Annotated in this window: 12 protein-coding genes; 6 read left to right on the plus strand and 6 right to left on the minus strand. The window is 67.3% G+C overall.

The features are described 5' to 3' along the window. Nucleotides 1-177: 177 nt before the first annotated feature. Genes HNP52_RS17695 through HNP52_RS17705 form a run of 3 tightly spaced genes read left to right on the plus strand, consistent with a single transcriptional unit; the run spans nucleotide 178 to nucleotide 2,068 of the window. The gene (locus tag HNP52_RS17695) at nucleotides 178-1,128 is read left to right on the plus strand and encodes an ROK family protein (protein WP_184168930.1); all 951 of its coding nucleotides are present in this window, start codon (nucleotides 178-180) and stop codon (nucleotides 1,126-1,128) included. 47 nt (nucleotides 1,129-1,175) lie between these two features. Continuing rightward, complete coding sequence (locus HNP52_RS17700) at nucleotides 1,176-1,655, plus strand: pyridoxamine 5'-phosphate oxidase family protein (protein ID WP_184168931.1); 480 nt, start codon at nucleotides 1,176-1,178, stop codon at nucleotides 1,653-1,655. A gap of 38 nt (nucleotides 1,656-1,693) precedes the next feature. Beyond that, nucleotides 1,694-2,068: a YkvA family protein gene (locus tag HNP52_RS17705; RefSeq protein WP_184168932.1), complete on the plus strand. Its 375-nt coding sequence runs from the start codon at nucleotides 1,694-1,696 to the stop codon at nucleotides 2,066-2,068. A gap of 180 nt (nucleotides 2,069-2,248) precedes the next feature. Here HNP52_RS17705 and HNP52_RS17710 read toward each other — a convergent pair whose 3' ends face one another. Further along, nucleotides 2,249-3,481, minus strand: coding sequence for a polyhydroxyalkanoate depolymerase (locus HNP52_RS17710; RefSeq protein ID WP_184168933.1), 1,233 nt, complete (start codon nucleotides 3,479-3,481; stop codon nucleotides 2,249-2,251). A 273-nt stretch (nucleotides 3,482-3,754) separates the two neighbouring features. On the opposite strand from HNP52_RS17710, the gene HNP52_RS17715 reads away from it, so the two are divergent. Further along, nucleotides 3,755-5,536, plus strand: coding sequence for an ABC transporter transmembrane domain-containing protein (locus HNP52_RS17715; protein ID WP_184168934.1), 1,782 nt, complete (start codon nucleotides 3,755-3,757; stop codon nucleotides 5,534-5,536). Between the two features lie 7 nt (nucleotides 5,537-5,543). On the opposite strand, the gene HNP52_RS17720 is transcribed toward HNP52_RS17715, so the two are convergent. Further along, entirely contained in the window at nucleotides 5,544-7,496 is a 1,953-nt protein-coding gene (locus HNP52_RS17720; RefSeq protein ID WP_184168935.1) for an ATP-binding protein, read from the minus strand. 167 nt (nucleotides 7,497-7,663) lie between these two features. Next, complete coding sequence (locus tag HNP52_RS17725; RefSeq protein WP_184168936.1) at nucleotides 7,664-8,089, minus strand: organic hydroperoxide resistance protein; 426 nt, start codon at nucleotides 8,087-8,089, stop codon at nucleotides 7,664-7,666. Between the two features lie 138 nt (nucleotides 8,090-8,227). Here HNP52_RS17725 and HNP52_RS17730 point away from each other — a divergent pair, with 138 nt between their 5' ends. Together HNP52_RS17730 and HNP52_RS17735 are read left to right on the plus strand one after the other, a co-directional pair. Then, nucleotides 8,228-8,665: a MarR family winged helix-turn-helix transcriptional regulator gene (locus HNP52_RS17730; RefSeq protein WP_184168937.1), complete on the plus strand. Its 438-nt coding sequence runs from the start codon at nucleotides 8,228-8,230 to the stop codon at nucleotides 8,663-8,665. A 323-nt stretch (nucleotides 8,666-8,988) separates the two neighbouring features. Further along, entirely contained in the window at nucleotides 8,989-10,158 is a 1,170-nt protein-coding gene (locus HNP52_RS17735; RefSeq protein ID WP_184168938.1) for a trans-acting enoyl reductase family protein, read from the plus strand. Here HNP52_RS17735 and HNP52_RS17740 read toward each other — a convergent pair. The 3 genes from HNP52_RS17740 to rnr all read right to left on the minus strand — a co-directional run bounded on the left by HNP52_RS17740 (nucleotide 10,147) and on the right by rnr (nucleotide 13,181). Beyond that, nucleotides 10,147-10,344, minus strand: a complete 198-nt coding sequence (locus HNP52_RS17740; RefSeq protein WP_184168939.1) for a hypothetical protein — start codon at nucleotides 10,342-10,344, stop codon at nucleotides 10,147-10,149. The genes HNP52_RS17735 and HNP52_RS17740 overlap by 12 nt on opposite strands. Nucleotides 10,345-10,457: 113 nt before the next feature. Further along, on the minus strand, nucleotides 10,458-10,871 hold the full coding sequence (locus tag HNP52_RS17745; protein WP_184168940.1) for a hypothetical protein: 414 nt from the start codon (nucleotides 10,869-10,871) through the stop codon (nucleotides 10,458-10,460). A 69-nt stretch (nucleotides 10,872-10,940) separates the two neighbouring features. Next, nucleotides 10,941-13,181, minus strand: coding sequence for a ribonuclease R (gene rnr / locus HNP52_RS17750; protein ID WP_184168941.1), 2,241 nt, complete (start codon nucleotides 13,179-13,181; stop codon nucleotides 10,941-10,943). Nucleotides 13,182-13,194 lie beyond the last annotated feature (13 nt).

The following is a 13,194-nucleotide window of genomic DNA, read 5'->3' on the forward strand; positions in this document are numbered from 1 at the left end:
GCCAGCGCCCCGCACTGTAACGCGCGATGTAACAAACCCGCTTGCGCCAGCCGTCATCTTCGCGCACCTTCCCTGACAACGCTGCCAATCGCGACCGCTTGTTGTTTCAGTAGCAGGTGTTAGCGATAACAGATCTCGGACCACGCAAAGCGCGGCCGGCAAAAGGAGGGGTACGCCATGAGCGAAGGCTTGGCGTTGGTGGCCGATATCGGCCGCCAATCGGTGCGTTTCGGGCTGACCGGGGGCGATGCGGGGTTCGCGCCGCGCGACGTCCGTCGCTTTTCCACCAGCGACCACCCCACCTTCACCAGCGCGCTGGTCACCTATCTGAACGGCCTTGGCCTCCAGGATGCCCGCCTGCCCAGCGTCCTCGCGGTGGCGGGCGCGGCGCGCGGCGACCTCATCAACCTCACCGGCAGCCGCTGGTACATCTCGCTCTCGGGGGTCGAGGCAGTGCTGCGCGCGCCGCCCCGCGCGCTCAACGAATGCGCCGCCAACGCGCTGGCGCTCACCACCCTGCCGGCCAGCGCCTTCACCGCGCTGCACGGTCCGCCACCCCGCCCCGTCGCGCCCGGCGGCAACTACGTCGTGATCGGCACCGGTACCGGCCTGGGTGTCGCCGCGCTCGTCACCACGGGCAACCGGCTGGTCCCGGTGCAGAGCGAGGCCGGCCATATCGCCTTCGCCCCACAGACTGCCGACGAGCGCAAGTTCGCCGAGTTCTGCCGGCTGCGCGGCCATGCCCTCGATGTCGAGACGCTGATCTCCGCGCCGGGCCTCTGCCTTGCCTATGAGGCGCTGTCGGGCGGCGCCAAGCCCGCCTCGCCCGAGGAAGTCACCCGCAACACCGCCCGCGATGCCGTCGCCGCCGCGGTGGTGCGCATGTTCGTCGAGCATCTCGGCAGCTTCGCCGGCGATCTCGCCCTCGCCTTCGGCGCCTGGGACGGGATCTACCTCACCGGTGCGATCAGCCGCGCGCTGCACCCGCACCTGATGGACCCCGCCTTTCGCCGCCGGATGGAAGGCAAGGCCGCCTTCCGTCGCCAGATCTCCGAAGTGCCGGTGGTGCTGGTCAACCGCAACGACCTCGAGCTGATCGGCGCGGCCGCCGCCTATGGGAACGCCTGAGCCCGGCCACCCGTTCTCCCCGCACATCACAGCATCGGGAGAGACCCATGGCCGACATCGCCGAACTCAAGCAGCATCTCTGGTCGAAAATGGCGTCCAGCCCCTTCGTGATGGCCGGCCTTGTCGACAGCCCGCGGCACCATATCCCGCTCACCGCGCAACTCGATGCCGACCAGGTCGACACGCTGTTCTTCTTCGCGGCGAAGGACAATCGCCTCGCGCCCGGTGGCCGCGCGATGGTGCATTTCGTCGCCAAGGGGCATGACTATTTCGCCTGCCTCGATGGCGATATCCGCATCGACAATGATTTCGCCCAGATCGACAAGCTGTGGAACAAGCATGTCGAGGCCTGGTTTCCCGGCGGCAAGGACGATCCCAACCTCGCCTTGCTCCGCTTCGACATCGACAGCGCCGAGCTGTGGGAAGCCGACATGTCGCTGGGCGGCCTCGCCAGGATGCTGTTTGGTGGCAAGCTCAAGGGCAGCGAGGAAGGCAGCCATGCGGTGGTAGACAGCACCGCGACCTAGCGCTTGACCGACGGCGCCGGGCAAGTCACCCAAGGTGCATGTCCGGCCCGTCGCTCGCCCACCGCATCCGCACCGAAGCACATGCGATCTGGTTCGCGGTGCGCGATCCGCGCACGCCGCTGCTCGCCAAGCTGGTCGGCGTGCTGGTCGCCGCCTATGCGCTGTCGCCGATCGATCTGATCCCGGACTTCATCCCGGTGCTCGGCCTGGTCGACGATGCGATCGTCATCCCGCTAGGCGTCTGGCTGTTCGAGCGGCTGATCCCGCCCGCCCTCTTCGCCGAACACCGCGCCCGCGCCGAGATCGAGACCCAGCGCCCGGTCAGCTGGCCGGGGGTGGCGCTCATCATCGCGATCTGGGCAGGCGTGGCCTGGCTGGTGTGGAGCGTGGTGGCGACCAGCGAGTATAATTGACGGCATGGCCGTCATCCCGGCGAAAGCCGGGATCTCGGGCGAGGGCGCCTGACCCCGCCTCCTCACGCCCGCCGTCACCCAGAACTCGTTTCAGGGTCCAACGCTCCGCACAGGATATCACCTGAGGCGCGTTGGATGCTGAAACAAGTTCAGCATGACGGTTTTCAAACTTGGAGCGCCTCAGCCCTTGTGCGTCGCCATCCACTGCTCGAGCACCGGCGCGATGCGGTTGCGCCACTTGGAGCCGTTGAAGATGCCGTAATGGCCCACGCCCTCGGCGAGGTGATACTGCTTCAGCGATTCCGGCAGCGACGTCGCGATGGTCAGCGCGGCCTTGGTCTGCCCGATGCCCGAGATATCGTCCTTCTCGCCTTCGATCGCGAGGATGCCGACGTCCTTGATCGCCGCCGGGTCCACCTTGCGGCCGCGATGCATCATCTCGCCCTTGGGCAGCGCATGCGCCTGGAACACCAGGTCGATCGTCTGGAGGTAGAATTCGGCGGTCATGTCGCAGACCGAGCGATATTCCTCGTAGAACTTCATCGTCGCTTCGGCACCCTCCTCATCGCCCTGGACGAGATGCTTGAACATCTCCCAGTGCGAGATCATGTGGTTGCCAAGGTTCATCGTCATGAAGCCCGCGAGCTGCAGGAAGCCCGGATAGACCTTCCGCCCCGCGCCCGAATAGCTCATCGGCACGGTGGCGATGACGTTCTGCTCGAACCAGCTGAACGGACGCTCGGTGGCGAGCGTGTTGACCGCGGTCGGCGCCTCGCGCGTGTCGATCGGGCCGCCCATCATGGTCAGCGTCGCCGGACGGTTCGGGTGGTTGTCGGCGCTCATCAGCGCGACGGCGGCATAAGCCGGCACCGAAGGCTGGCACACCGCCAGCACATGCGGCCGCGCATCGCCGTCCTTGCCGATGAAGGCGAGGAACTCGATCAGGTAATCGACATAGTCCTGCAGGTCGAAACGGCCCTCGGCCATCGGCACCAGCTTCGCGTCGCGCCAGTCGGTGATGTAGACGTCCGCCACCGGCAGCATCCGCTCCACCGTGCCGCGCAGCAGCGTGGCGTAGTGGCCGGACATCGGCGCGACGATCAGCAGCTTGGGACCACCCTCCACGCCCTCACGGACGAAGCGCTTGAGCTGGCCGAACGGCTTGCGCAGCACGACTTCCTCATGGACCTGCACGGCCTTGCCATCGATCTCGGTATGATCGAGCGCGAAATCCGGCTTTCCGCGCGGCGCGGAGGCATGCGCGAACACCTCCAGCGCGGAAGCCATCACGGGTCCGCCACCAAAATAGGCGAACGGATTCGCGGGGTTGTTCAGCAGCCCGGCGGAGAAATTGGCCAGCGCGCTCGCACCTGCGAGAAGCGAGCGCTGGATCTCATAAGCGTCGTACAGCATTGCGTCCCTTCCGCCGTCCCCCTCCCCTCGACGGCGGCGGCTATGGTAGCGTTATAGTAGGCCCGTGCTGCGGTGCAACGGCGCCCGGTATCATAATGCGACGGAATGAGGACAAGTTCCCATACCGTGATTACGAAATCCTATAACCACTTCGCCTAACCCTCTCTGCATGCACGATTAAACCACCATCCTCTGATTCGCGTTAATTCACTGCGGCCACCCTCCGGCAAAGGACAGTTTCCCTGCCCCGCCATGTGCGCTAGTCCCGCGCCCATGGCCGAAATCGCCCCGTCCGCGCCGCCGCAGAAGCGCAAGCTCTCCAACCTGCTCGTGGTGTGGAGCTTCACCCGGCGCTACCCGCTCCAGTTGCTGATCGCGATGGTCGCCCTGCTCGGCTCGTCGGTGACGACTTTGCTGATCCCGCGCACCTTCCAGCTGATCATCGACCATGGCTTCGCGACCGGGGTCGATACCAGCCGGATCGGCATCTATTTCGAGGGGCTGCTGCTCGTCGTCCTCGCGCTCGCGCTGTTCACCGCGATCCGCTTCTACTTCGTCTCCTGGCTCGCCGAGCGCACCGTCGCGGACCTGCGCATCGCCGTGCACCGCAATCTCCTCCGACTGCCGCCCAAATGGTTCGAGGAGAACCGCCCGTCCGAGATCGCCTCGCGTCTCACCGCCGATACCGCGATCGTCGAGCAGGTGGTCGGCTCCACCGTGTCGATGGCGCTCAGGAACCTGCTCACCGGTGCCGGCGGCGTGATCTATCTGTTCGCGCTCTCGCCCAAGATCGCCGCCTATCTCATCGTCGGCATCCCGATCACGATCCTGCCGATCGTCTGGCTCGGCAGCCGCGTCCGCCAGCTCTCGCGCAACAGCCAGGACCGGGTCGCCGATGTCGGCTCGATCGCATCCGAGACGCTCGGCGCGATGCGCATCGTCCAGGCATTCGGCCAGGAGAAGCGCGAGGGCGAGCGTTTCGAAGGCGCCGTCACCCGCACCTTCGAGGCCGGCAAGCGCCGCTTCGGGCTGCGCGCGGTGATGACCGCGCTGGTGATCGGCGCGCTGTTCTCCGCGATCGTGCTGATCGTCTGGGCAGCCGTCGCCGATGTCGCCGCCGGGCGCGCCTCGGGCGGCTCGATCCTGGCCTTTGTACTCACCGCCGGCCTCGTCACCGGCTCGTTCAGCACCCTGACCGAAGTCTATGGCGACCTGCTGCGCGCCTCGGGCGCCGCCAGCCGCCTGGCCGAGCTGCTCCAGGAACAGCCCGACATCGCCGCCCCGGCCAATCCGGTCGCGCTGCCCCAGCCGCCCCAGGGGGCGCTGGCGTTCGACCATGTCACCTTCCGCTACCCCACCCGCCCCGAAGTCTCGGCGCTCAGCGACTTCTCGCTCGCCGTCCGCCCGGGCGAGACGGTAGCGGTGGTCGGCCCCTCGGGCGCCGGCAAGTCCACGCTCTTCCAGCTGCTCCAGCGCTTCTACGATCCCGAGGGCGGCGAAGTCCGCATCGACGGCGTGCCGATCAAGTCGGCCGACCCGGCCGATGTCCGCGCCCGCATGGCGATGGTGCCGCAGGAGACGGTGATCTTCGGCGCCTCGGCGCGCGACAATCTCCGCTACGGTGCCTGGGACGCGTCGGACGAGCAGATCTGGGCCGCCGCGAGCGCCGCCAACGCCGCCGACTTCCTGCGCGACCTGCCCGAGGGCCTCGACACCTTCCTCGGCGAAGGCGGCGCCCGCCTCTCCGGCGGCCAGCGCCAGCGCATCGCCATTGCCCGTGCGCTGCTCCGCGACGCCCCGATCCTGCTGCTGGACGAAGCCACTTCCGCGCTCGACGCGGAAAGCGAGCGCCTCGTCCAGGACGCGCTCGAGCGGCTGATGGAGAACCGCACCACATTGGTGATCGCCCACCGCCTCGCCACCGTCCGCGCCGCCGGCCGGATCATCGTGATGGACGAAGGCAGGATCGTCGAGACCGGCACCCATGCCGAGCTCGTCGGCCAGGGCGGGCTCTACGCCCGGCTCGCCGCGCTGCAGTTCAACGAAGCCGCCTGAACGCAGGCTAGTGGGCGGCGTGCAGCGCGCCCGGCAGCGTGAAGCAGAAGGTCGCGCCGCCGTCTTCGCCATTGGCCGCGCGCATCGTGCCGCCATGCGCCTCGACGATGCGCCGCGAGATCGACAGGCCGATGCCCATCCCCGCCCCGGCCTTGGTCGAGGTGAAGCGCTCGAAGAGCTGGTCGAGGATCGTCTCCGGCACGCCGGGGCCATCGTCGCGGAATTCCACTTCCACCCAGTCGCCCGCGATCGGGTGCGCCGCGATCACGATCCGCCCGCCGGCCTGCCCGGCCGACCGGATCGCCTCCACCGCGTTGCGCAGCAGGTTGACCATCACCTGCTGCACCTGGATGCGATCGACGAACACCGCGACCTCCGCCGGTTCGATCGCCAGCTCCACCTCGACATCGAGTGAATCGCTGCCGGCGCGGACCAGCTGGATCGCGTCGTCGATCATCGGCCGCAGCGGCTCCAGATGCTTGCGCACTTCGCGGTGCTGGGCGAAGTCGCGCATCCGCCGGATGATCTCGCCTGCCCGGGTCACCTGGCCGCGCGCCTGCGAGACCATCTCGGGCGCCTTGCCCGCATCGCCCTGCTGGCCGAGCAGATAGCCGACGGCGGAGAGATAGTTGATCGCCGCGGTCAGCGGCTGGTTGAGCTCATGCGCCAGGTCGGCCGCCAGCTCGCCCATCGCATTGTGGCGCGAGACATGGGCAAGCTGCGCCGAAAGCTTGGCGACATGCTTCTCGGCGGCAAGCTTCTCGGAGAGGTCGCGGGCGAACAGGGTGAAGCAGGTGCCGCCGTCGATCCCCTTGAACTTCGCTCCGCGCAGCTCGAGCGGAAAGCGCGTGCCATTGGTGCGCACGCCTTCGCCGGTCAGCAGGAACTCGGGCTGCTCGCGTCCCACCAGCGCCATCAGCTTGGTCCGCTCGCGCTCGCCGAGATAGCTGCCCATGTTGCAGCCCTGCGCGCCCGCCGGGACCAGCCAAAGCGCCGCCGCGGCCTGGCTGAAATCGGTCACCAGCCCTTCGCGGTCTATCACCACCACCGCGTCGGGAACCCCGGCCAGGATCGCGCGCAGCTGCTCGCCGCGCAGCCGCACCACATCGTTCTGCTGGCGCGCGCCGCGCAGTCCGACGATCAGCAGCAGCGACACGATCAGGATGTTGCACGCCACCACCATGAACTGCGCTTCGTTGAGCCCCAGCCCGCCATCGCGGACCAGGACGAGCGCCAGCAGCGAAGGGAAGACCGGCAGCGCGATGATTGCCGGGGAAAGCCGCCGGAACAGCCGGTATTCGAAGCCGATCTCGCGCCGCTCCCGGCCATGCAGCACATGGAGCAGGATCGCGGTGGCCAGCGCGAAATTGGGAATGGCGGTGGTGATCGAACGGCCGATGAAGCTCGGCGAGATCTGGGTCGGCGCCTCGACCAGCATCATTGTCGCGGTCAGCGCGGTCAGGCCGATGCCGGTGCTGGCGATCAGCGCCGCCCAGGTCCGCGGCAGTGGCGCATCGCTGGTGATCAGCAGCATCGCGGCGCAATCGAGCATCAGCATGCTGATCGCGCCCGTGCCCGGGACGCCCTTGTTGAGCACATTGAGCTCGATCACCTGCCGGTAGAACAGCAGCCGTTCGAGCCCCAGGTCGAAATGGGCAAGGTAGTGGAATGCCTGCAGGCTCAGCAGCGCCAGCGCCACCCCGATGACGATGCGGGCGGCCGTGCGCTTCTCGCGATGCGCGAGCAGCCCGCCCAGCGCCACCAGGAAGAACAGCACCGATGCCAGCGGCATGATCGAATAATGGGGATTGCCCAGGCCGCGCAGGATCGGGATGCCAAGGGTCCAGCCGAGCAGCACCAGCACCGGCTGCGCCACCGAGAAACCGAACAGCCAGGTCGCCCAGCGATAGGCCGCCGTGCCCCCCGTCGTCTCGGAACCCTCGCTCCTTGCGATTGCCATCGCTTCCCTTCCTCCGGCCGGGCCGGCGGCGCCCCCATGGCGATTCGCTATGCGCGATCTACCACTAGCTATGATCTTTCATCATTGTGCAGGTTAACTGCCAGCCCGGAAAATTGCGGATGTTCCGCATTTTACGGGCCGGCAGCCGGGAGCTTCATAAGGTCAGGTCAGGCGATGGTCAGGCCGACATTGATGTTGCCGCGCGTGGCGTTCGAATAGGGGCAGATCTGGTGCGCTGCCTCGACCACCTTTTCGGCCTCGGCGCGATCCAGGCCCGGCAGGTTCACTTCCAGGTCGGCGGTGATGCCGAAGCCGCCTTCCGAACGCGGGCCGATGCCCACCGTCGCGGTCACCGTCGTCTCCGCCGGAACCTTGATCTTCAGCTGCATGCCGGCAACCTTCAGCGCGCCGATGAAGCAGGCCGAATAGCCCGCCGCGAACAGCTGCTCGGGGTTGGTGCCTTCGCCGCCGGCGCCGCCCAGTTCCTTCGGGGTCGAGAGCTTCACGGCAACGCGGCCATCCTCGCTGCGGGCTTCGCCATCGCGGCCGCCAGTGGCAGTGGCGCGGGTGCTGTACTTGACGTCGACGGACATGCTCGGTCTCCTTTGAAACATTCTACGATAATCGTTATCGCGATAACATTTAGCTAGTGCGTGAGTCGACCCTTGTCCAGAGAATATTTATCGCGATATGTATTTTGACGAATTTGGCCCCGGCCAAGGAGACCGATCATGCCCGCCGCCGCCCCGCTCGACGACCAGCTCTGCTTCTCGCTCTATGCGACCAGCATGGCGATCACCCGCGCCTACAAGCCGATGCTCGACCGGCTCGGCATCACCTATCCGCAATATCTGGTGCTCCACGCGCTGTGGGAGCAGGACGGCCGCACCGTCGGCGCGATCGCCGAGCGGCTCGCGCTCGAATCGAGCACGATCACCCCGCTGGTGAAGCGGCTCGAGGCTGCCGGCTTCGTCCGGCGCGAGCGCAATCCCGAGGATGAGCGCCAGGTCCAGGTCCGCCTGACACCGCGCGGCGCCGAAATGCGCGAGGAATGCGGCTGCCTGGCCGAGGAACTGCTCACCCGCTCGGGCATGCGGGGCGAGCAGTTGATGGGACTCAACCGCGACGTGAAGTCGTTGTGGAACGCGCTGCGCGAGGGGCAGGACTGAGAGAGGCGCTACCCGCCTGCCCCACACCCATCGTCACCCTGAACTTGTTTCAGGGTCCAACGCGCCTCAAGCGATATCCTTCGCGGCGCCTTGGATGCTGAAACGAGTTCAGCATGACGGAGAATAGCGTGGATGGTCGCCAAACCACGCCAAACCACCATACCGCCCCTTCCAATGTAGGATTTCCTCTGCTTCACTGGTCCTGATCGCAAAAGCCCGCGCACGGGAAATCGGCACCTCGCCGCTCTCCCACGCACGTAAAAGCGAGTATCAAGAGATTCAATGAATCGCCCCAAAGGCGAGCAGGAGCAGGAACCGCAAGAATGGCAAACCGAGAATTCGATATCATCGTCTATGGAGCCACCGGCTTCACCGGCCGGCTCGTCGCGGAGTATCTCGCCGCCCGCTACCCGGACGTGAAATGGGCGATGGCGGGCCGCTCGCTCACCAAGCTGCAGGAAGTCCGCGACGAGATCGGCGCGCCGGCGGATACGCCCCTGCTCACCGCCAATGCGGACGATCCCGCCAGCCTCACGGCGATGGTCGCCCGCGCTTCCGTGGTCATCACCACCGTCGGCCCCTATCAGCTCTATGGCGAGGCGCTGCTTGCCGCCTGCATCGAGACCGGCACCGCCTATGTCGACCTGTGCGGCGAGCCCGCCTGGATGGGCCTGATGATCCGCAAGTACGAAGATGCCGCCAAGGCCAGCGGCGCGCGCATCGTCTTCTCCTGCGGCTTCGATTCGATCCCCTTCGATCTCGGCGTATGGGCCGTGCAGCAGGCGGCGATCGCCCGCTTCGGCAAGCCGGCGTCGCGGGTGAAGGGCCGGGTGCGGGCGATGAAGGGCACTTTCTCCGGCGGCACCTTCGCCAGCGGCAAGGCGTCGATGGCCGCCGCGGCCAAGGATCCCTCGATCCTCAAGCTGATGGTCGATCCCTTCGCCCTCACCCCCGGCTTCCAGGGCCCGCACCAGCCGAACGGCATGGTCCCCTATCATGACGAGGCGGTCGATGCCTGGGTCGCCCCGTTCATGATGGCGGTGATCAACACCAAGAACGTCCACCGTTCGAATTTCCTGGCCGGCCAGCCCTATGGCGCGGACTTCCAGTATGACGAGATGACCATCGTCCCCGGGCTCGGCGAGATCGGCAAGGCCGCGGCCGAGGCGCTGGCGAAGATCAACCCGATGGCCGCCGACAAGGGCCCGGCCCCGGGCGAGGGCCCGAGCAAGGAGGAGCGCGAAACCGGCTATTACGACCTGGTCTTCGTCGCCGAGATGCCCGACGGCCAGCGCCTGTCGGCAACGGTCAAGGGCGACAAGGATCCCGGCTATGGCTCGACGAGCAAGATGATCGCCGAGAGCGCGCTCTGCCTGCTGCGCGACGTGCCTGCCGAGGGCAAGGGCGGGATCTGGACCGCCGGCGGCCTGATGCCGGAGCCGCTGGTCAAGCGGCTGGAGGCCAATGCCGGGCTCGGCTTCTCAGTAGAGTAGGGTCAGCAGCCCCGCGGCGAGCAGGCAGAGGACGATGACGACGGGGACCAGGATGGCGCGGGTGCGGTCCTGGTCCTTCTGGAAGGCGGCAAGGTCGAACCAGTAGCGGCCCTGCCCGGCCGCATGGATGATCCCGGCGCGCTGCATGCGTTCGAACTGGCGGCGCTCGATGGGCCGCTGCGGCACGAAGGGAACCGCCTCCTCGGCGGATACGGCGTGGAGGGCGAAGAAATGGGCGCGGATTCGCCGCCGCGCCCCTGCGGCCAGCGCCCCGATGGATACCGGGACGCTGGAGGAGATCACTGCGGCGTTGCCGGAGCGGCCGGCGGGCAGGTGGTGACGGTCGGGCCCTTGGCCAGCTTGCCGCCGTCGAGCGAGTCGACCCGCATCGACACGCCGGTGGCGAAGAACTGCGGGGCCGTGCTGCAGAAGCCGCCGACCAGCGCGGTCGAGATGTCGGCGGGGGTCAGCTGGGTGCGCCAGCCGGCCGGACCATCGACGGTGAGGACCAGGGTATTGGCCTCGGAAGTGATGTTCTTGAGGACGATGCCGCCCTCGAAGGTCTGGCCGACGGCGCCCTGCATGTTCTTGGCGAAGTCGGCGGCGGTCGGCTTGGCCTGGGCCGCGGGAGCCGGAGCCGGCGCGGTCTGCGCGGCGGCGGGCAGCGCCGGGGCGGCAGTAAGCGCGAGGGCAAGGATGAACGGCTTCAGCATTGGGTCGAATCCCCCGGAATGTGGAAGGCGAAGCATAAGGGCACAGGACACATGGTCAATGAACCCAGATCAGCGCCGCTTCCCATTGTGGCGAATATTGGCCGGTCTGCCCCGCCTCTTAATCGGGCGCGGCCGCCCTTTGCCAGCCCGTTCCGGCCGGAAGCCCGAAGGGCCAGCCGAACCGACGCCGTCCGGCAGCTCGAAGCGCAGCGCGCCCGATACCGGGTTGGCCTCGACCAGCCGCAGCTGCAGCCGCATGCCGAGGGTGAACTCGTCGCCGCTCTCGTCGCCGACCAGCCGCTGCCCGGCTTCGTCGTACCGGAAATATTCGGTGCCGAGGTCCCGTGCCGCGACCAGCCCGTCGCCGCCGACGCCATCGACGGTGGCGAAGAAGCCGAAGCTCTGCACCCCAGTGATCCGCGCCTCCAGCACTTCGCCGACATGATTGGCGAGATAGGCGGCGACATAGCGGTCGATCGTCTCCCGCTCCGCTTCCATCGCCCGGCGCTCGAGACTGGAGATGCTCTCGCCGATCCGTTCCATGGTCGCGGCCTCTTCCTGCGTCAGCCCGCCCGGGCCGAGATCATAGGCATGGACCAGCGAGCGGTGGACGATCAGGTCGGCATAGCGGCGGATCGGCGAAGTGAAGTGGGCATAGCTGCCGAGCGACAGGCCGAAATGGCCATGGTTCGCCGGGCCATAGGAGGCCTGCATCTGGCTGCGCAGCACCTGCTGCATCACCTGCTCGCGGAAGTCGCTCTCGCCCACCCGTTTCAGGATGTGGTTGAACGTCGCCGGCTTGATGACCTGGCCGAGCGCGAACTCGATGCCGAAGGTCTTGAGATATTCGCGCAGCGCGACAAGCTTCTCCCGGGCCGGCGGCTCGTGGATGCGGTACATCACCGGCGCCTTCTTCGCCTCGAGTGCCTTGGCCGCGGCGACGTTCGCGGCGATCATGTAATCCTCGATCAGCTTGTGGGCATCCAGCCGCTCGCGGGGAGCAACCGAGAGGATGCGTCCCATCTCGTCAAGGACGATGCGGCGCTCCGGCAGGTCGAGGTCGAGCGGCTCGCGCTTGTCCCGCGCCTTGTTGAGCGCATGCCAGCAGCTCCACAGCGGCCTGAGCGCCGTCTCGGTCAGCGGATGCTCGATCTTGCCGTCGATGGCGGCCTGGGCATCCTCATAGGCGATGTTCGCCGCGATGCTGACCACGGCGCGGGTGAAGCGCCAGCTCTTCAGCTCGCCATGCTTGCCGATCTGGAGATGGCAGGCGAGCGCCGCCCGGTCCTCGCCTTCCTTGAGCGAGCAGACCTCGGCCGACAGGATTTCGGGCAGCATCGGCACGACGCGGTCGGGGAAATAGACCGAGTTGCCGCGCTTGCGCGCCTCGCGGTCCAGCTCCGAGCCGGGACGGACATAGAAGCTGACATCGGCGATCGCGACCACGGCCTTCCAGCCGCCTTCGTTCTTCGGATCGTCGTCCGGCGCGGCCCAGACCGCGTCGTCATGGTCGCGGGCATCCGCCGGGTCGATGGCGACGATCGGCAAATGGCGCAGGTCCTCGCGCTTGCCGAGGTCAAGCCTCGATACCCGCTCCGCTTCGTCGAGCAGGTCCTCGGAGAAGACGTTGGGGATGCCATGCCGGTGGATCGCGATCAGCGAGAAGCTGCGCGGGGCGAAGGGGTCGCCCAGGATCTCGACCACCTTGGCGGTGATCCGCGGCGGGCGGCCGGTCTTTTCGGCCAGCACCAGGTCGCCGACTTCGCCGCCGCCGGCGTCTGAGACCATCCAGTTGCGCCGCTCCTTCTTCTCGACGCCCTGCAGCCAGAGCCGCCCGGCCTCTTCCTTGATCACGCCGAGCATCAGCTCCTCGCCGCGGGCGAGCTTCTTCATCGGATGGGCGATCAGGCCGTTGCCGGCCTCTTCGGTGCGGGCAAGGATGCGGTCGCCGATCGCCAGCGCCGATCGCTTGCCGCGCGGCTCGCGAACCCGCAGCCGCGGCACCGGCACGCCCACGGCTTCCCAGCGCTCGGGCACCGCCCAGGTAGTGTCGCCGTCCGCGTCGGTGATTCGCAGCACGGTGACCTTGGGCACGCCGCCCATCTTGTGGAAGGCGCGGCCCGGGGCGACGTCGATCAGTCCCTCGTCGCTCATGTCCTTGAGCAGCGCCTTGAGCAGGATCTTGTCCTGCCCGTGCAGTCCGAAGGCCTTGGCGATCTCTCGCTTGCCTGCGGGCGTGTTGGAATTGGTGATGAAATCCAGAATCTGCTGCCGCGTGGGCAGTCCAGCTTTATGTTTTGGTTTTGCCATTGGCCCCTAAGAT

This window comes from Sphingomonas kyeonggiensis (genome assembly GCF_014204495.1).
GTDB classification, from domain to species: domain Bacteria; phylum Pseudomonadota; class Alphaproteobacteria; order Sphingomonadales; family Sphingomonadaceae; genus Sphingomonas; species Sphingomonas kyeonggiensis_A.